The organism is Mycobacterium sp. GA-1841, assembly GCF_001954135.1.
GTDB lineage: Bacteria > Actinomycetota > Actinomycetes > Mycobacteriales > Mycobacteriaceae > Mycobacterium.
Genome location: NZ_MBEQ01000099.1, coordinates 1 through 16,840, shown reverse-complemented (window position 1 = coordinate 16,840; position 16,840 = coordinate 1). Strand labels below are relative to the sequence as shown.

Annotated in this window: 16 protein-coding genes and 1 pseudogene; 8 read left to right on the top strand and 9 right to left on the bottom strand. The window is 66.6% G+C overall.

Annotated features, from left to right (window positions below; genetic code table 11):
- Window positions 1–16 precede the first annotated feature (16 nt).
- Window positions 17–1,387 (bottom strand): aspartate aminotransferase family protein, encoded by a 1,371-nt coding sequence (locus A5740_RS23225; RefSeq protein ID WP_076198014.1) that lies wholly within the window; start codon window positions 1,385–1,387, stop codon window positions 17–19.
- Window positions 1,384–1,896 carry an Lrp/AsnC family transcriptional regulator gene (locus tag A5740_RS23220; protein ID WP_067769578.1) on the bottom strand — a complete coding sequence of 171 codons (513 nt, stop codon included), beginning with the start codon at window positions 1,894–1,896 and terminating at the stop codon, window positions 1,384–1,386. The genes A5740_RS23225 and A5740_RS23220 overlap by 4 nt, the downstream gene beginning before the upstream one ends.
- A gap of 123 nt (window positions 1,897–2,019) precedes the next feature.
- Between A5740_RS23220 and A5740_RS23215 the strand changes: the two genes are divergently transcribed.
- The 3 genes from A5740_RS23215 to A5740_RS23205 all read left to right on the top strand — a co-directional run bounded on the left by A5740_RS23215 (window position 2,020) and on the right by A5740_RS23205 (window position 5,050).
- Window positions 2,020–3,507, top strand: coding sequence for a gamma-aminobutyraldehyde dehydrogenase (locus A5740_RS23215; RefSeq protein WP_076198012.1), 1,488 nt, complete (start codon window positions 2,020–2,022; stop codon window positions 3,505–3,507).
- Between the two features lie 98 nt (window positions 3,508–3,605).
- The gene (locus tag A5740_RS23210; protein WP_076198010.1) at window positions 3,606–4,514 is read left to right on the top strand and encodes a sigma-70 family RNA polymerase sigma factor; all 909 of its coding nucleotides are present in this window, start codon (window positions 3,606–3,608) and stop codon (window positions 4,512–4,514) included.
- Window positions 4,514–5,050 carry a PPOX class F420-dependent oxidoreductase gene (locus A5740_RS23205; RefSeq protein WP_076198008.1) on the top strand — a complete coding sequence of 179 codons (537 nt, stop codon included), beginning with the start codon at window positions 4,514–4,516 and terminating at the stop codon, window positions 5,048–5,050. Before A5740_RS23210 ends, A5740_RS23205 begins: the two co-directional genes overlap by 1 nt.
- On the opposite strand, the pseudogene A5740_RS23200 reads toward A5740_RS23205, so the two are convergent.
- Window positions 4,998–5,606 (bottom strand): annotated as a pseudogene (locus tag A5740_RS23200) (carboxymuconolactone decarboxylase family protein); the annotation flags it as partial. The gene A5740_RS23205 and the pseudogene A5740_RS23200 sit on opposite strands and share 53 nt — an antisense overlap.
- Window positions 5,607–5,833: 227 nt before the next feature.
- Between A5740_RS23200 and A5740_RS23195 the strand changes: the two are divergent.
- Window positions 5,834–6,589 (top strand): hypothetical protein, encoded by a 756-nt coding sequence (locus tag A5740_RS23195; RefSeq protein WP_371454792.1) that lies wholly within the window; start codon window positions 5,834–5,836, stop codon window positions 6,587–6,589.
- 70 nt (window positions 6,590–6,659) lie between these two features.
- Here the strand turns inward: A5740_RS23195 and A5740_RS23190 are convergent, their stop codons facing one another.
- From A5740_RS23190 to sdhC, 4 genes are read right to left on the bottom strand one after another with little or no spacing between them, the layout of a single operon-like run.
- Window positions 6,660–7,445, bottom strand: a complete 786-nt coding sequence (locus tag A5740_RS23190) for a succinate dehydrogenase iron-sulfur subunit (protein WP_076198004.1) — start codon at window positions 7,443–7,445, stop codon at window positions 6,660–6,662.
- Window positions 7,446–7,447: 2 nt separating this feature from the next.
- Entirely contained in the window at window positions 7,448–9,202 is a 1,755-nt protein-coding gene (sdhA, locus tag A5740_RS23185) for a succinate dehydrogenase flavoprotein subunit (RefSeq protein ID WP_076198002.1), read from the bottom strand.
- 3 nt (window positions 9,203–9,205) lie between these two features.
- Window positions 9,206–9,628, bottom strand: coding sequence for a succinate dehydrogenase hydrophobic membrane anchor subunit (locus tag A5740_RS23180; protein WP_175616338.1), 423 nt, complete (start codon window positions 9,626–9,628; stop codon window positions 9,206–9,208).
- 47 nt (window positions 9,629–9,675) lie between these two features.
- Entirely contained in the window at window positions 9,676–10,092 is a 417-nt protein-coding gene (gene sdhC / locus A5740_RS23175; RefSeq protein ID WP_076198078.1) for a succinate dehydrogenase, cytochrome b556 subunit, read from the bottom strand.
- 214 nt (window positions 10,093–10,306) lie between these two features.
- Here sdhC and A5740_RS23170 point away from each other — a divergent pair, with 214 nt between their 5' ends.
- The 4 genes from A5740_RS23170 to A5740_RS23155 all read left to right on the top strand — a co-directional run bounded on the left by A5740_RS23170 (window position 10,307) and on the right by A5740_RS23155 (window position 14,893).
- Window positions 10,307–10,705 carry a cytidine deaminase gene (locus A5740_RS23170; RefSeq protein WP_076197998.1) on the top strand — a complete coding sequence of 133 codons (399 nt, stop codon included), beginning with the start codon at window positions 10,307–10,309 and terminating at the stop codon, window positions 10,703–10,705.
- 48 nt (window positions 10,706–10,753) lie between these two features.
- Window positions 10,754–12,046: a thymidine phosphorylase gene (locus A5740_RS23165; protein WP_076197996.1), complete on the top strand. Its 1,293-nt coding sequence runs from the start codon at window positions 10,754–10,756 to the stop codon at window positions 12,044–12,046.
- A gap of 18 nt (window positions 12,047–12,064) precedes the next feature.
- Window positions 12,065–13,153, top strand: coding sequence for an adenosine deaminase (locus tag A5740_RS23160; protein WP_076197994.1), 1,089 nt, complete (start codon window positions 12,065–12,067; stop codon window positions 13,151–13,153).
- 171 nt (window positions 13,154–13,324) lie between these two features.
- Entirely contained in the window at window positions 13,325–14,893 is a 1,569-nt protein-coding gene (locus A5740_RS23155; protein ID WP_175616337.1) for a PQQ-binding-like beta-propeller repeat protein, read from the top strand.
- 3 nt (window positions 14,894–14,896) lie between these two features.
- Here A5740_RS23155 and A5740_RS23150 read toward each other — a convergent pair whose 3' ends face one another.
- Window positions 14,897–16,168 (bottom strand): primosomal protein, encoded by a 1,272-nt coding sequence (locus A5740_RS23150; protein ID WP_076197990.1) that lies wholly within the window; start codon window positions 16,166–16,168, stop codon window positions 14,897–14,899.
- Window positions 16,169–16,213: 45 nt separating this feature from the next.
- Window positions 16,214–16,840, bottom strand: a 627-nt coding sequence (locus A5740_RS23145; RefSeq protein WP_139335311.1) for a C40 family peptidase, incomplete at its 5' end; no start/stop codon positions are given.

Here is a 16,840-nt window from a genome sequence, read left to right as displayed (position 1 = left end):
GCATTCCGGCGGGTGATCAGAGCAGCTTGCCTGCCTCGGTCAGCACGCCGTGCAGGATCTCGTAGATCGCGTCGAACTCGGCCTGCCCGCTGATCAGCGGCGGGGCCAGCTGGATCACCGGGTCTCCGCGGTCGTCGGCGCGGCAGTACAGTCCGGCCTCCCACAGCGCCGGGGTGAGGAAGCCGCGCAGCAGCCGCTCGGACTCCTCGTCGTTGAAGGTCTCCTTGGTCGCCTTGTCCTTGACCAACTCGATGCCGTAGAAGAAGCCCTCGCCGCGGACGTCACCGACGATCGGCAGGTCGTAGAGTTTCTCCAGGGTGGACCGGAACGCCGGAGCGTTTTCCTTGACGTGGTCGTTGAGCCCCTCGCGCTCGAAAATGTCGAGGTTGGCCATCGCCACCGCGGCCGAAACAGGATGTCCGCCAAAGGTATAGCCGTGGCCGAACACCGTCTTGCCGTCGTTGAACGGCTCGAACAACCGGTCACTGGCGACCATCGCGCCCAGCGGCGAGTAACCCGATGTCAGGCCCTTGGCGCTGGTGATGATGTCCGGCACGTAGCCGAAGTCGTCGCACGCGAACATCGAACCGATCCGGCCATATGCACAGATCACCTCGTCGGACACCAAGAGCACGTCGTAGGTGTCGCAGATCTCGCGGACCCGCTCGAAGTACCCGGGCGGGGGCGGGAAGCAGCCGCCGGCGTTCTGCACCGGCTCCAGAAACACCGCAGCCACCGTGTCGGGGCCTTCGAACTCGATCGCCTCGGCAATCCGGTCGGCACAGTAGCGACCGAAAACCTTTTCGTCATGGGCATATTCGGCCGGTGCCCGGTAGAAGTTCGTGTTGGGGGCCCGAAACCCGCCGGGGGTCAGCGGCTCGAACGGCGCCTTGAAGGCCGGGATGCCGGTGATCGCCAACGCGCCCTGCGGCGTGCCGTGGTAGGCGATCGCGCGTGAGACCACCTTGTGCTTACCGGGTTTGCCGGTCAGCTTGAAGTACTGCTTGGCCAGCTTCCAGGCGCTCTCCACGGCCTCACCGCCGCCGGTGGTGAAGAACACCCGGTTCAGGTCACCGGGCGCGTAGTTGGCGACGCGTTCGGCCAGCTCGATGGCCGGCGGGGTGGCGTAAGACCACAGTGGGAAGAACGACAACTTCTCGGCTTGCTTGGCCGCAGCCTCGGCCAACTCGGCCCGGCCGTGGCCGACCTGCACGACGAACAGGCCGCTCAGCCCGTCGATGTAGCTCTTGCCCGTGTCGTCGAAGATGCGCACGCCCTCGCCGCGGGTGATGATGGGCGGGGTGATGCCCGCGCCGTGCCGGGCGAAGTGACCCCACAGGTGGCGGTTGGCCTTGGCGCCCAGATCGGTTGTCTCCGTGGTGCTCATCGGGTTCCCCAGTTGTATTGCTGTTTGACGAGTTTGAGGTATACGAGGGTTTCGGTGGTGATGACCCCGGGCAGCGAGCGGATCTCGGTGTTGAGGAGTTCGAGCAGGCTGTCGTCGTCCTCACACACCACCTCGACGATCGCGTCGAAGGATCCGGCCGTCAGCACGACGTAGTCCACGGCTTCGAGGGCCGAGAGCTTTTCGGCCAACTTGAGGGTGTCGCCGGTGCAGCGGATGCCGATCATGGCCTGGCGGGCGAAGCCGAGTTGCAGCGGATCGGTCACCGCGACGATCTGCATGACGCCGGCGTCGACCATGCGTTGCACCCGCTGGCGCACCGCGGCCTCGGACAGGCCCACGGCCTTACCGATTCCGGCGTACGAGCGGCGGCCGTCGGCTTGCAGCTTCTCGATGATCGCCTTCGACAGATCGTCGAGCTGAAAGGCGGTGCGAGAATTGTTCACCCGCAATGGCACGGGCTGAAGGTCGGCACCCTCAGGGTTGGTCATCCACCGATTGTGCACGGAATCCGTTGTTTGCGGCAACTGAATCGATGAAATCCTTCGTTGCAACCCGGGTCCGACGCGGGATTGCGTAGAGAAGGATCACGTCTTCGGTTACCGTGGGGCCCCATGAGTGTGGCAGTGAATGTGACGAGCAGTTGGATCGACGGTGCACCGGTGGCGACGGCCGGACCCCTCCACCAGATCATCGACCCGGCCTCGGGCCAGGGGATCGGTGATTATTCCTTGGCCACCGAGGCCGACGTGGACGCCGCCGTCGCCTCCGCACGCAACGCGTTCCCGGGCTGGGCGACGGCCGCCCCGGCCGAACGGTCGGCGGTCCTGGCCAAACTCGCCAAGCTCGCCGACGAACACGCTGATCAGCTGGTCGCCGAGGAGGTCAGCCAGACCGGGAAGCCGGTCCGGCTGGCACGAGAGTTCGACGTGCCCGGCAGCATCGACAACATCGACTTCTTCGCCGGCGCCGCTCGCCGCCTGGAAGGCAAGGCCACCGCTGAATACTCGGGTGAGCACACCTCCAGCATCCGGCGCGAGGCCGTCGGCGTCGTCGCGACCATCACCCCCTGGAACTACCCACTGCAGATGGCGGTGTGGAAGGTCATCCCGGCCCTGGCGGCCGGCTGTTCGGTGGTGATCAAGCCGGCCGAGATCACCCCGCTGACCACCCTGACCCTGGCCCGGCTGGCCACCGAGGCCGGCCTGCCCGACGGGGTGTTCAACGTGGTCACCGGTGGTGGCGCCGACGTGGGAACCGCCCTGGCCGCACACCGTGACGTCGACGTCGTGACCTTCACCGGATCGACCGCCGTCGGCCGCAAGGTGATGGCCGCCGCGGCCACCCACGGTCACCGCACCCAACTGGAACTGGGCGGCAAGGCGCCGTTCGTGGTGTTCGACGACGCCGATCTGGACGCTGTCATCCAGGGCGCCGTGGCCGCCTCCCTGATCAACACGGGCCAGGACTGCACCGCGGCCACCAGGGCGATCGTGGCTCGTGACCTCTACGACGACTTCGTCGCCGGGGTGGCAGAGGTGATGAGCAAGATCGTCGTCGGCGACCCGCACGACCCCGACACCGACCTCGGCCCGCTGATTTCCTTCGCGCACCGCGACAAGGTCGCTCAGATGGTGGCCCGGGCACCCCAGCAGGGCGGCCGGGTCGTCACCGGCGGCGTTGTTCCGGATCTGCCCGGCGCGTTCTACCGACCCACCCTGATCGCCGACGTCGCGGAGACCTCCGAGGTGTATCGCGACGAGATCTTCGGTCCGGTGTTGACGGTGCGGGCGTTCACCGACGATGACGACGCGATCCGGCAGGCCAACGACACCGAATACGGTCTGGCCGCCTCGGCCTGGACTCGTGACCTGTACCGGGCGCAGCGGGCGTCGCGCGAGATCAACGCCGGGTGCGTGTGGATCAACGACCACATCCCGATCATCAGCGAGATGCCGCACGGCGGTGTGGGCGCCTCGGGCTTTGGCAAGGACATGAGCGACTACTCGTTCGAGGAGTACCTCACCATCAAGCATGTGATGAGCGACATCACCGGAGTTGCCGAAAAGGGCTGGCACCGCACGATATTCACGAAGCGCTGATCTCAGTTTGTCGCCGTCGCCCTCGAATGTCACGCTGGAGTGGCGCTCGAGGGCGACAACCACTCTGGCGTGACGCTCGACGCGGCTAGTCTGGGTTCGTGACCACTGCGGCGCGCACCGACGAGTTCGAGGCGCTGCGGCCGCACCTGCTGGCGGTCGCCTATCGGTTGACGGGTACCTATGCCGATGCCGAAGACATCGTGCAGGACGCCTGGTTGCGCTGGCACGACAACCAGACGACCATTGCCGACCTGCGGGCCTGGCTGACCACCGTGGTGAGCCGGTTGGGGCTGGACCGGCTGCGTTCTGCTGCTCATCGACGCGAGGCCTATTACGGCGAATGGCTGCCCGAACCCGTCGTCACCGGGCTCGACACGAACGATCCGCTCAACGCCGTGGTGGCCGGGGAGGACGCCCGATTCGCCGCGATGGTGGTGTTGGAGCGGCTCACCCCCGATCAACGGGTGGCCTTCGTGCTGCACGACGGGTTCGGACTGCCCTTCAGCGAAATCGCGGGTGTGCTCGGAGTCAGCGACGCCTCGGCCCGGCAGTTGGCCTCGCGGGCCCGCCGCGCGGTCTCCGACAACCCACCGCCGTCGTCGCCCGACGATCTGCACAACCAGGTCGCAGGGGAACTCATGGCCGCCCTGGCGTCGGGAGAGCTCGACGCCGTCGTCCGGTTGCTTCATCCGGAGGTCACGTTCACCGGTGATTCGAACCGGCGCGCCCCGACCGCTGCCCGCGTCATCCACGGACCGGACAAGGTGGCCCGGTTCATCCTCGGCCTGGCGAAGCGGTACGGACCGAACTGGTTGGCAGGCAGTCAATTTGCCCTCGTCAATGGCCAGTTGGGCGTCTACACCACAGGCGCACCTGCCGGTGATGGCTACCCCGAGATGATGCCGCGGGTCACGATCTTCACCGTCCGCGACGGCTTGGTCTGCGCGGTATGGGACATCGCCAACCCGGACAAGTTCACCGGATCCCCGTTGAGAGGTGCCCAGTGATGCCGAACGAGCCCGGAACCCTGGCCCAGACCTTCAGCCGGTTGTTGTTCCGCGGCATGGACAAGATGCGTCACCGTGACGCCTTCGACGTCGGCGCACCGACCGGATCGGACTTCACCGGGTTCGAGAACTACCGCCAGATCGTGTTGGTGACGTACCGGCGTTCGGGGGAGGCGGTGCCCAGCCCGATCAACCACGGCGTCGACCCCGCCGGTGCGGGCAAACTCTACGTCCGCACGGACGCGTCGACCGCCAAGGTCACACGTATTCGCAACAACCCCAACGTGCTCGCTGTCGGATGCAATCTGCGCGGCAAGCCAAGCGGCCCGGTGGTGGCCGGTGTGGCGCGCATCCTCGACGAATCAGAACACGCGCACGCCGACGCGGTGATCGCGGCCAACTGGAGCCTGCCGATGAAGTTGTTCGAGCGGAGCCTGGATGCCGGGAGTCGAACTCTCGGTGTGCCAATGGCTTACATCGAGATCACGCCTGCTCGTCAGCCGCCCACGGCACCCGGCACGCATCCCCGGAGTTGAACCCCTGCTCGGTGATCCCGAGCGCCGAGTACATCCGGGCCCGCATGTTCTCCACCCCGATCTGGTAGGTCAACTCGATCACGCCATCCTCACCGAAGCGGCGTTGCAGATCGGCCACCTGCTCGTCGGTGACGGCGTGCGGATCGGTGGTCATCGCGTTCGCGTAGGCGATCGCGGCCCGCTCGTCATCGGTGAACAGCGGCGAGGTGGCGTAGTCGTCGATCGACTTGAGCCGCTCCATGTCGAGGTTGTCCAACCGCATCAGCATGGAGCCGAAGTCCACGCACCACGAGCAGCCGACGGTCCGGGCCGTCCAGAACACCGCGAGCTCGCGGACGCCGGCCGGCAGCTTCTTCGAGCCGCTCTTCAACAGCATTTCGTGCACCCCGTTGGCGACCATCAACCGCGGGTGGTGTGCCGCCACGGTGAACGGTTCGGGCACCTCACCGAACTGACGCTTGGCGAACCAGTACATCGCCCGGGTCAGCAGGCCGGCTTGTTTGGGGGTGACGGGGGAAATTCGTGTCTTTGTCTCGGTCATGCCAGTTAGACGAGACAGCCCCTGAGTGTGTGACGCCGCCTCGTCGAATGTGAAGAAGATGGCCAGATTCTCTGAAAATCTCGCGATTTTGTTCACCTTCGGCGCAGGTGGAACCCTGGTGACCTGCGCGGCGTCCTATTTGTCATGTCACTGGCGTTTCTGGGCGCTGAGGCGTTGGCCGCGGGCAAGTCAACCGGGATCAGCTGACCACCAACTACGACCTGCTCCACCGGAATGTGTACGTGCCACGTGGATCGGTGCTCACCCCCATCGACCGGGCGGTCGCGGCCTGGCTGTGGTCGGGCCGGCGCGCTGTCGCGGCGGGCATGTCAGCTTCCGCGCTGCACGGCTCTCGGTGGATCGACGCGCAACTGCCCGCTGAGCTGATCCACTCCAGCCGCCACAAGACCGGCGGGATCGTCATGCACAGCGACACCCTGGCCGACGGGGAAGTCGGCCGGGTGCGCGGAATCCAGACAACGACCCCGGCCAGGACCGCATTCGACCTGGGCCGCCGGCCGGGGTTATCGGTCGCCGTCGAGCGGGTCGACGCCCTGCTGCAGGCTTGCGATCTGAAACTTGTTGAGGTTCAAGCACTTATCGAAAATCACCGCGGCGTGCGCGGGCTCGTGCAGTTGCGGAAGGTGTTGGATCTTGCCGACTATGGCGCCGAGTCGCCGCAGGAAACCCGGCTCCGACTGGTGTACACGAAAGCGGGCATGCGCCCGACCAAGACCCAGATCAACGTGTTCGACGGATATACGTGGGTCGGCCGCATTGACATGGGTTGGCCGGAATGGAAGGTCGGCGTGCAGTACGACGGCATTCAACACTGGACCGATCCGCGACAGCGCACCAAGGACATCGATCAGGATGCCCAGTACCGCGAACTCGGTTGGCGCATCGTTCGCGTCGGCGCTGATCTGCTACGTCACCGCCAACGCATCATCATCGACCGCACCCGCCAAGCCCTCCGGGACGCCGGCGCTCCCTTCTGATGCCCAACGTGAAGAAGATCGCGAGATTTTCGAAAAATCTCGCGATCTTCTTCACACTCGGCACAAAGATCTAACGCGCGAACATCAACGCGCGCTTGACCTCCTGGATCGCCTGGGTCACCTGGATGCCACGCGGGCAGGCCTCGGTGCAGTTGAACGTGGTGCGGCAGCGCCACACACCGTCGACCTCGTTGAGGATGTCCAACCGCTCGGCGGCGGCCTCGTCACGCGAGTCGAAGATGAACCGGTGCGCGTTGACGATCGCGGCGGGGCCGAAGTACGACCCTTCGCTCCAGTACACCGGGCACGACGTCGTGCAGCAGGCACACAGGATGCACTTGGTGGTGTCGTCGTAGCGGGCCCGGTCGGTGGCGCTCTGGATGCGCTCCTTCGTGGGCGGGTTTCCGCTGGTGATCAGGAACGGCTTGACGGCGCGGTAGGCGTCGAAGAACGGCTCCATGTCCACCACGAGGTCCTTCTCCACGGGCAGGCCGCGGATCGGCTCGATGGTGATGGTCAGCTGCTTCGAAGCCTTCTTCGGCAGCATGTCGCGCATCAGCACCTTGCAGGCCAGCCGGTTCACCCCGTTGATCCGCATGGCGTCGCTACCGCACACGCCGTGCGCGCAGGACCGGCGGAACGTCAGCGTGCCGTCCAGGTAGCCCTTCACGTACAGCAGCAGGTTGAGCAGCCGGTCCGAGGGCAGGCAGGGCACGCGGAAGCTCTGCCAGCCGGCGGCGTCGGGGTTTTCGGGGTCGAACCGGGCGATCTTGAGGGTCACCATGACCGCACCCTCGGGGACCGGGGGCAGCGGCGGATCGCCGGCTTCGGGCTTATCGATGACAGGTGCACTCACGGTCAGTACTTCCTTTCCATCGGCTCGTACCGGGTCTGGACCACGGGCTTGTAGTCCAGCCGGATGTCGGAAAGCAGCTCCGAGCCTTCCTTGTAAGCCATGGTGTGGCGCAGGTAGTTGGTGTCGTCGCGGTTCGGGTAATCCTCACGCGCGTGCCCGCCGCGGGACTCCTTGCGGTTGAGCGCACCGACGACGGTCACCTCGGCCAGCTCCAGCAGGAAGCCCAGCTCGATGGCTTCGAGCAGGTCGCTGTTGTAGCGCTTGCCCTTGTCGTGCACGGTGATTCGGGCGTAGCGCTCCTTGAGGGCGTGGATGTCGGTCAGCGCCTGCTTGAGCGTTTCCTCGGTGCGGAACACCGCGGCGTTGTTGTCCATCGACTGCTGCAGCGCGGTGCGGATGTCGGCGACGCGCTCGTTGCCGTGCTCGGAGAGGATGTCGCCCACCCAGCCGACCACCATGTCGGCCGGGTTCTCCGGCAGGTCGACGTGGTTGTGGTTGGCGGCGTACTCGGCGGCGGCGATGCCGGCGCGACGGCCGAACACGTTGATGTCCAGCAGCGAGTTGGTGCCCAGGCGGTTGGCGCCGTGCACCGACACGCACGCACACTCACCGGCGGCGTAGAGGCCGGGGATGACGTTCGTGTTGTCGCGCAGCACCTGGCCGTGGACCGTGGTTGGGATGCCGCCCATGACGTAGTGGCAGGTCGGGTAGACCGGCACCAGTTCGGTGACCGGGTCCACGCCCAGGTAGGTGCGGGCGAACTCGGTGATGTCGGGAAGCTTGGCCTCCAGCACGTCCTCGCCGAGGTGGCGCACGTCGATGTAGACGTAGTCCTTGTTCGGTCCGGCGCCGCGGCCTTCGAGCACTTCGAGCACCATCGACCGGGCGACGATGTCACGCGGCGCGAGGTCGACGATCGTCGGCGCGTAGCGCTCCATGAACCGCTCGCCCTCGCCGTTGAGCAACCGGCCACCCTCACCGCGCACGGCCTCGGAGATCAGGATGCCCAGGCCGGCCAGACCTGTCGGGTGGAACTGGTGGAACTCCATGTCCTCCAAGGGAAGTCCCTTGCGGAAGATGATGCCCAGGCCGTCACCGGTCAGCGTGTGGGCATTGGAGGTGGTCTTGTACATCCGGCCGCTGCCGCCGGTGGCGAACACGATCGCCTTGGCGTGGAAGACGTGGATGTCACCGGTCGCCAACTCGTAGGCGATGACGCCGGTGGCCACCGGGCCGGCCGGGGTCTCGGTCAGCGCGATGTCCAGCGCGTAGAACTCGTTGAAGAACTCCACGTCGTGCTTGACGCAGTTTTGGTACAGCGTCTGCAGGATCATGTGGCCGGTGCGGTCGGCGGCGTAACAGGCGCGGCGCACCGGGGCCTTGCCGTGGTCGCGGGTGTGTCCGCCGAAGCGGCGCTGGTCGATGCGGCCCTCGGGCGTCCGGTTGAACGGCATGCCCATCTTCTCGAGGTCCAGCACCGCGTCGATGGCCTCTTTGGCCATGATCTCGACGGCGTCCTGGTCAGCGAGGTAGTCGCCGCCCTTGACGGTGTCGAAGGTGTGCCATTCCCAGTTGTCCTCTTCGACGTTGGCCAGCGCGGCGCACATGCCGCCCTGGGCCGCGCCGGTGTGCGAACGCGTCGGGTACAGCTTGGTCAGCACGGCGGTACGGACGCGCGGACCGGCCTCGACGGCTGCGCGCATGCCGGCGCCGCCCGCGCCGACGATGACGACGTCGTAGCGATGTTCCTGAATCATGGGTTAGCTCCCAATATTCGGGTCGAAGGTGACCAAGACGTAGGTGCCCAGAACCAGGGTGAACCCTGTCGCCAGCAGCAGCAGCGAATTCAGCCAGAACTTCGTGGTGTTCTTACGGGCGTAGTCGCCGATGATGGTCCGCAGGCCGTTGGCCCCGTGGATCATCGCCAGCCACAGCAGGGCCATGTCCCAGATCTGCCAGAACGGGGAGGCCCACCGCTGCGCGACGTAGTTGAAGTCGATGCGGTACACACCGTCCTGCCACATCAGCATGATGAACAGGTGGCCCAGCGCCAGAAACACCAGGGCGACACCCGAGAACCGCATGAACAACCACGCGTACTTCTCGAAGTAGGGGATGCCGCGGGGACGACGGGGCGCGCGCGGATGGTCCAGCGCGGCCGGCCGGTCGTGCTCACGTTCCATCACCGGCGCGGGGCGGCCGAGCCGCGACTCGCCTGCTCCAGGCGCGCTCACAGGAACCGCTCCGTCATGTGCATACCGAGAACTCCTAGGGCTGCGATGAGAACCACGGCAAAGACACCGACGGCGATCGCGAGCATCTGCCGCTGGTAGCGGGGACCCTGCTGCCAGAAGTCGATGAGGATGACGCGGATGCCGTTGAGTGCGTGGAACAGCACGGCGGCGACCAGGCCCATCTCCATCAATCCGACGATGGGTGTCTTGTACGTCTCGATGACCTCGTTGTAGGCCTGCGGGCTGACGCGGACCAACGCGGTATCGAGGACATGGACGAACAGGAAGAAGAAAATCGTGGCACCGGTAATACGGTGCAGCACCCAGGACCACATTCCCGGATCACCGCGATAAAGGGTGCGCCGTCGTGCTTTCCTGGGTTGCGGAGCCGGTACCTCCGTCTGAGTACTCATCGGGCCCTCCAACGCCATCGGTGGGACGTCTGGGGCCGGCTGTGAATTAGCCCCAAACCTCGGGGCGACTCTAAACCCATTTGTAGTGGCGAACGAATTACGGTTGAGCTGTTAGACCTGCTGAACACGCAAAAGTTAGGCTTACCTATCTTAATGCGTGGGCCGGGAATTGAGCTTTCGGAATGCATTCAGAACCTATGTTGGAGGCGGCCGCGTGACGACGGATGTCGACTGGAAACTGTTGCGTGACAACGCAATTGACGTTTCAAGGCGCGCGTATGCGCCGTATTCCGGATTTCCGGTGGGTGCCGCCGCCCTCGTCGACGATGGGCGCGTCGTGGCTGGATGCAATGTGGAGAATGTCTCATATGGCCTAGGTCTCTGTGCCGAGTGCGCTGTGGTCTGCGCCCTGCATTCGGGGGGTGGCGGACGGCTCCTCGCGCTGTCGTGTGTGGGCCCGGCCGGCGGCCTGCTGATGCCCTGCGGACGGTGCCGGCAGGTGTTGCTGGAACACGGCGGGCCGGAGATGCTCGTCGACCATCCCGGCGGTGCGCGGCCGCTGGCCGAGCTATTGCCCGACGCCTTCGGTCCGCAGGATCTGCAACGTCGGTAAGGCCAAGTGGTCCAACAACTCCGGTTACCGGCGAGTAGGTTGACGTCCATGCCGCCTCTCGACGCGCCCACTGTCATCCGGACCAAACGTGACGGCGGAGTTCTGTCCGACGCCGCGATCGATTGGGTGATCGACGGCTACACCCACGGACGGGTGGCCGACGAACAGATGTCGGCCCTGTTGATGGCGATCTTCCTCAACGGGATGACGGTGGCCGAGACCACCCGCTGGACCACCGCCATGGTCAATTCCGGAGAGCGGTTCGATTTCACGGACCTGCGCTCCGGCGGAGCACCACTGGCGCTGGTCGACAAGCACTCCACCGGCGGGGTCGGCGACAAGATCACCATTCCGCTACTGCCGGTCGTAATGGCTTGTGGTGGCAGCGTTCCGCAGGCATCCGGCCGCGGGCTCGGTCATACCGGTGGCACGCTCGACAAACTCGAGGCGATCTCGGGATTCACCGCCGAGCTGTCGAAAAGGCAGATCCGGCAACAACTTCAGGGCATCGGCGGAGCGATCTTCGCCGCCGGTGAGCTGGCTCCGGCCGATCGCAAGATCTATGCCCTGCGGGATATCACCTCCACCGTCGACTCGACACCGCTGATCGCCAGTTCGGTGATGAGCAAGAAGCTCGCCGAGGGTGCCCGGTCCTTGGTGCTCGACGTCAAAGTCGGCCGGGGTGCGTTTCTGAAGACCGAGGCCGACGCCCGGGAGCTGGCGCGGATCATGGTCGACCTCGGCAATGCCGACGGGGTGCCGACCCGGGCCCTGCTCACAGACATGAACTGCCCGCTCGGCTGCACCGTCGGCAACTCCGTGGAGGTCACCGAGTCGCTGGAGGTGCTGGCCGGCGGCGGCCCGGCCGACGTGGTGGCCCTGACGTTGGCGTTGGCGGCCGAGATGCTCGACGCGGCCGGCATCGACGGCGCCGATCCGGCCGAGACGCTGCGTGACGGCACCGCGATGGACCGGTTCCGTGCGCTGGTGGCCGCTCAGGGCGGGGACCTGAGCCGCCCGCTGCCGCTCGGGACGGCCACCGAGACCGTGACGGCCCCGCGCGGCGGCATCATGGGCGACATCGACGCCATGGGCGTGGCAATGGCGGCCTGGCGCCTGGGCGCGGGCCGGGCGCAGCCGGGCGAGCCGGTGCAACTCGGCGCCGGGGTGCGGATCCACCGCAGGCCGGGTGAGCCGGTGGCGGCGGACCAGACGCTGTTCACGCTCTACACCGAAACCGCCGAGCGGCTACCCGGCGCGCTCGCCGAACTCGACGGGGCCTGGTCGGTTGACGACTCGGCGCCGGCACGGCGGCCGCTGGTCATCGACCGGATCGTCTGAGGTGGGGATGATGGGGGCATGAGCACCCCGCTGACCCTGGACAAGATCCAGCACGCCCCCAAGGCCCTGCTGCACGACCACCTCGACGGTGGGCTGCGTCCGGCCACCGTGCTCGACCTCGCCGGGCAGCTCGGCTACGACGACCTGCCCGCCACTGAGGTAGACGAGCTGGCCACGTTCTTCCGCACGGCCGCCCACAGCGGCTCGTTGGAGCGGTACCTCGAGCCGTTCGCCCACACCGTCGGCGTGATGCAGACCCCTGAGGCGCTGCATCGGGTGGCCCACGAGTGCGTGGAGGATCTGGCCGCCGACAACGTGGTGTACGCCGAGGTCCGGTTCGCCCCCGAGCTGCACATCGACCGCGGCCTGTCGCTGGACGACGTCGTCGATGCGGTCCTGGCCGGGTTCGCCGACGGGGAGAAGGCAGCCGCGGCCGCAGGGCGCACCATCACCGTGCGCTGTCTGGTCACCGCGATGCGCCACGCGGCCCGGTCTCGTGAGATCGCCGAGCTGGCAATCAGATTTCGCGACAAGGGCGTCGTCGGATTCGACATCGCCGGTGCCGAGGCGGGATATCCGCCCACCCGCCACCTGGATGCCTTCGAGTACATGCGGGGCAACAACGCACGCTTCACCATTCACGCCGGTGAGGCGTTCGGTCTGCCGTCGATCCATGAGGCCATCGCGTTCTGCGGAGCCGACCGCCTGGGCCACGGGGTGCGCATCGTCGACGACATCACCGAATTCGACGACGGCACCCAACACCTGGGCCGGCTGGCATCGCTGTTGCGGGACAAGCGCATCCCGCTGGAGATGTGCCCGAGCAGCAACGTGCAGACCGGGGCCGCGCCCAGCATCGCCGAACACCCCTTCGACCGGCTGGCGCGGCTCCGGTTCCGGGTCACGGTCAACACCGACAACCGGCTGATGAGCGACACCACCATGAGCCAGGAGATGGCGCGCCTGGTCGAGGCGTTCGGCTACGGCTGGACTGATCTGGAGCGATTTACGATCAACGCGATGAAGTCGGCCTTCATCCCCTTCGACCAACGGCTCGCGCTGATCGACGAGGTGATCAAGCCTCGGTACGCGGTGCTGGTCGGCTGAGTTACCGCGACGGGCAAATTCCCCCCGCCGAACCCGCGCGATGCTGTGCGTCTGGTTCCAGTCACGCTTGTGCCGCGGGAACCTCGACGCGTGCGTGGAAAGACTGGTCGATGTAATCATGGGCGTTCTGACCGTCGGCTCACCCCAGGGCCTGTCAAATACACTCCCAACGTGAACCCGTGGGGGAGTTCGCCGTGGGGCGACAACGATGGTCAGCAGGCGTCTGGGACGAGCGGGTCGCCGTTCGATCCACCCGGGGTACAACCAGGGGCACCCCCGTTCTTCGGTGCCTCTCCGGGATTCCCTACGTCGCACGCGCCGCAGGGATGGGGGCAGCAGCCCGGATACGGCGGGTACCCACCACAATTCACTCCGCAGCCCCCGCAGGATCGCCGCCGAAACGCGAAGGTCATCGGAATCGTCGTTGCCGCGGTGATCGCCGTGCTGGTGCTGGTCGTCGGCTCGATCGTGTACTGGACGTTTGGCTCAGGGTCGGAGGCGTTGTCGGAGGCCGATGCCGCTGCTGGAAAGACAGAGATTGCCGGTGCGGAGCGTCCACCGGCCACGGCGAAGCTCTCCTCATTGAGTGCAGCGCCTACCAAGAACCTGTGGAGCTATCCGCTGGGTGGGGGCAGCCCACGTGGGCTTACTAGGGTTGTCGGTGGCGATACCAAGACCGTCCTGGTCAATCTGAACGATTCCTTCACCGCGCTGGATGCCGGCAACGGCTCGCAGAAATGGCTAAAGCCGGGCGTGTTTACGAACTGCGTCTTCAGCACGTCGGGCGCCACCGCCCTCTGCGTTGCCGCTGACAAGAGCGCGGCACTTCTGGATGTGGCCACCGGCGCCACGAAGAACGTGGCACCGAATCAAGGAGGAGGACTGCCACGGACCTACAGCGGTTCCGGCTTGCTCGCGTATTCCAGCCATCAGCAGAGCCTCACCGTATTCGACGACTCGGGACAGCAACTCTGGACCAAGCCGATGCCCGGGCAGGCGTCGGTGTTCCTGGATCAAGGCGTCGTGGCGGAACAAGAGCGGGGCGGTCTGAGTACCAAGTTCTACGACGCCAAAACCGGTGACGAGTTGTTCTCCATCGGGAGCGTCGACAATGTCATCGCTACCAGCCGGGGCATCGCGGTGTCACAGCGGAGCGGCGGGATAATGCCGGCCGGGAAACCGAGGCAGCGCATCGATTTCTACTCATTCACCGGCAAGCTGGCGTGGAGGATCCCGGGGGACCGCGGTTATCGGCTGCCTGACACCAGCGACATGCCCCGTTTCGGCTTCCAAGGCTCGGTGCCGTACACGACATCGGGGGTCACGTCGCCGATCGTGTACAGCCAGGAGAAGGGGGAGATCGCCGGCGTGGACACGCTCACCGGAGAGTTGACGTGGTCGCAGCCGCTCCCGATGTCGTCCGACACCTTGGTCTCTCTCGCTGGTCTCGGCACGCTGTGCGTCGTGTCGTACTCCGAGGTGAGTACGCGTGCCGGTGGGGTGCGGGTGCGGGACTGCAACGACGCGAGTGGTGCGTTCGTCGACGGCGCCCAGCTCTCAGACAGGCTGATCGCCACCGATGGCAAGCAGATCGTGGCGAGCGGAGACGGACCGGTGAGCGCCTACGACACCGCGACCGGCCAACGAACCTGGCAGCTTCCCGGCGATGACCACATCGTCACCTGGGCAGGTGACGGGCTGTACATCGACGGGTACGACGACTTGAAGCGCGTGTCCTGAGAGCTACTCCGCGCGCAGCCGCGACTCCACGAAGCGCTCCAGCGCGTCCCACTGCTCCACGGCCTGGGCGTGCGGTGCGTCGGGCTTGCGGGCGCCCTCGTCGCCGAGCACATAGCTCACGAACTTGCCGAGGGCCTTGGTGTCGGCCAGCGTCTCGTCGACGGTCTTGTCCTCGGAGTAGTCGCTGACGTCGCGCAGCAGTTCGACGGCCAACTCCAACTGGTCGTGGTCGACCGCGTCGGGTCCGTCGGCGATGTCATCGGAGATGCCGGACAGGACGTAGACGTTCTCGTCGGAGACCTCGACCCGCAGGGAACCGTCGGTCGCGGCAGTCCGGATGTCGTCGTAGGTCGCCAGGTCCGACAGGTCGTGGTCGTGCTCGTCGGCCAGGTACCGGGCCAGCGCACGCTCGGAGCTGAACACGCTGATGCGGCCGTTGCGGCCGAGGAAGACCGGCTCGTCGTCGAGGTAGCAGCGCAGGGTGTAGACGGTGCCCGAACCGGTCATGATGCGCACCGGATCGATGCCGACCTTGGCCCAGAAATCCTCGTCGCCGCCCAGGACCGCGGTGTCGGCAGCACTGCGCGCCGGCTCGCCGGCAACCACCTCGTCCTCGTCATCACCGTCGGCGTCTTCGGTGTCGGCCGTGAGCTCGTCGTCGTCCTCTTCGGGAGCGTCCTCGGCCAACTCGGCTTCAGCCTTCTTCACGGCGTCGGCCTCGATGTCCTCGGGAACCGTGACGATCTCGTCGATGGCGTCGAGCACGCCGTCCCAGCCCCGGGCGATCACGGCTTCGATCTCGGCCCAGCGCTTGCGACCGGAGCGGCCGGTGAAGCCCTCCAACCCGCCGCCGACCGTGCCGAGCACCGGGTTGCCGTTGAAGAACTTGCTGATCGCCGCCAGCTCGCACACCGAGCCGAGCGAGGACACCACCACCAGGGTGCGGTGCAGGGTCGCGACAGACTCCTCCGTCGGCTTGTCGGCGACGAGGTCCGGCAGCCCGACAATGTCGTATTCGCGGTCGTCGGCCGGCTGCAGCCGGTGCGCATTGGCCGCGGTCAGCTTGTCCCAGGCCGGGTGGTCGGCCAGATCGTTGTCGGTGTTGGTGCGGACGAATGCGACCAGGTCGGCGACGGATTCGAAGCCGTACAGGGCGTCGCCTTCGCCCAGGAAGGCCTCCCACTCGTCGCCGGCATCACGCCACCGCGGAGCCCAGAGTGTGTAGAGGTCGCCCTTGGTCAGCCCAAGCCGGACCGGCACGATGTCAGCAGCCATGCGGCACAGCCTAATGGGATGGCCTGGACGCCCGGTCAGGTTGGTCTACACCGTGGGCCGCCAGAACCCCTGGAACCCCTGACCGGCATTGGTGGTGCGGATCGGGGACAACTTCACCGGGTCTCCCGCCTCGATCATCGTGCCCTCACCGACGATCATCGCGACGTGGCCGTCCCACACCGCCAGATCACCCGGCCGCAGCGATCCGGCCGACACCGCCTTGCCGATGTCCTGCTCCTGGGCCAGACGTGGAATGTCCAGTCCGGCTTCGTGATACGCCCACTGCGTGAGCCCGCTGCAGTCCAGGCCGACGCCGGGGGTAGTGCCGCCCCACCGGTAGGGCACGCCCAACTGGGTCAGCGCGTGGCGCACGGCGCTGGCGGCCACCGCGTTGGGCGCCACCGCGGTGCTGCCGTCGGGCAGCCGCACGGCCACGCCGTCTCCGAACATGCCGGGGTCGCGCAGACCCACGGCGGCCTCGGGCGGATCGGCAGCCGATGGCAGGTCGAGGCCACGGCTCCAACCGACCGGCGTGGCGCTGCCAGAAGGGGCCGGGGCGAAACCGCCCGCAGCGGCCGGGAGCCCCGCCGAGACCCCGCCCGTGGCCGGGCCGGGGACTGCGCTCGAGAGTGCGCCGGCCTGACCGTCCAGTTCGGCGCGTAGTTCCTCGAC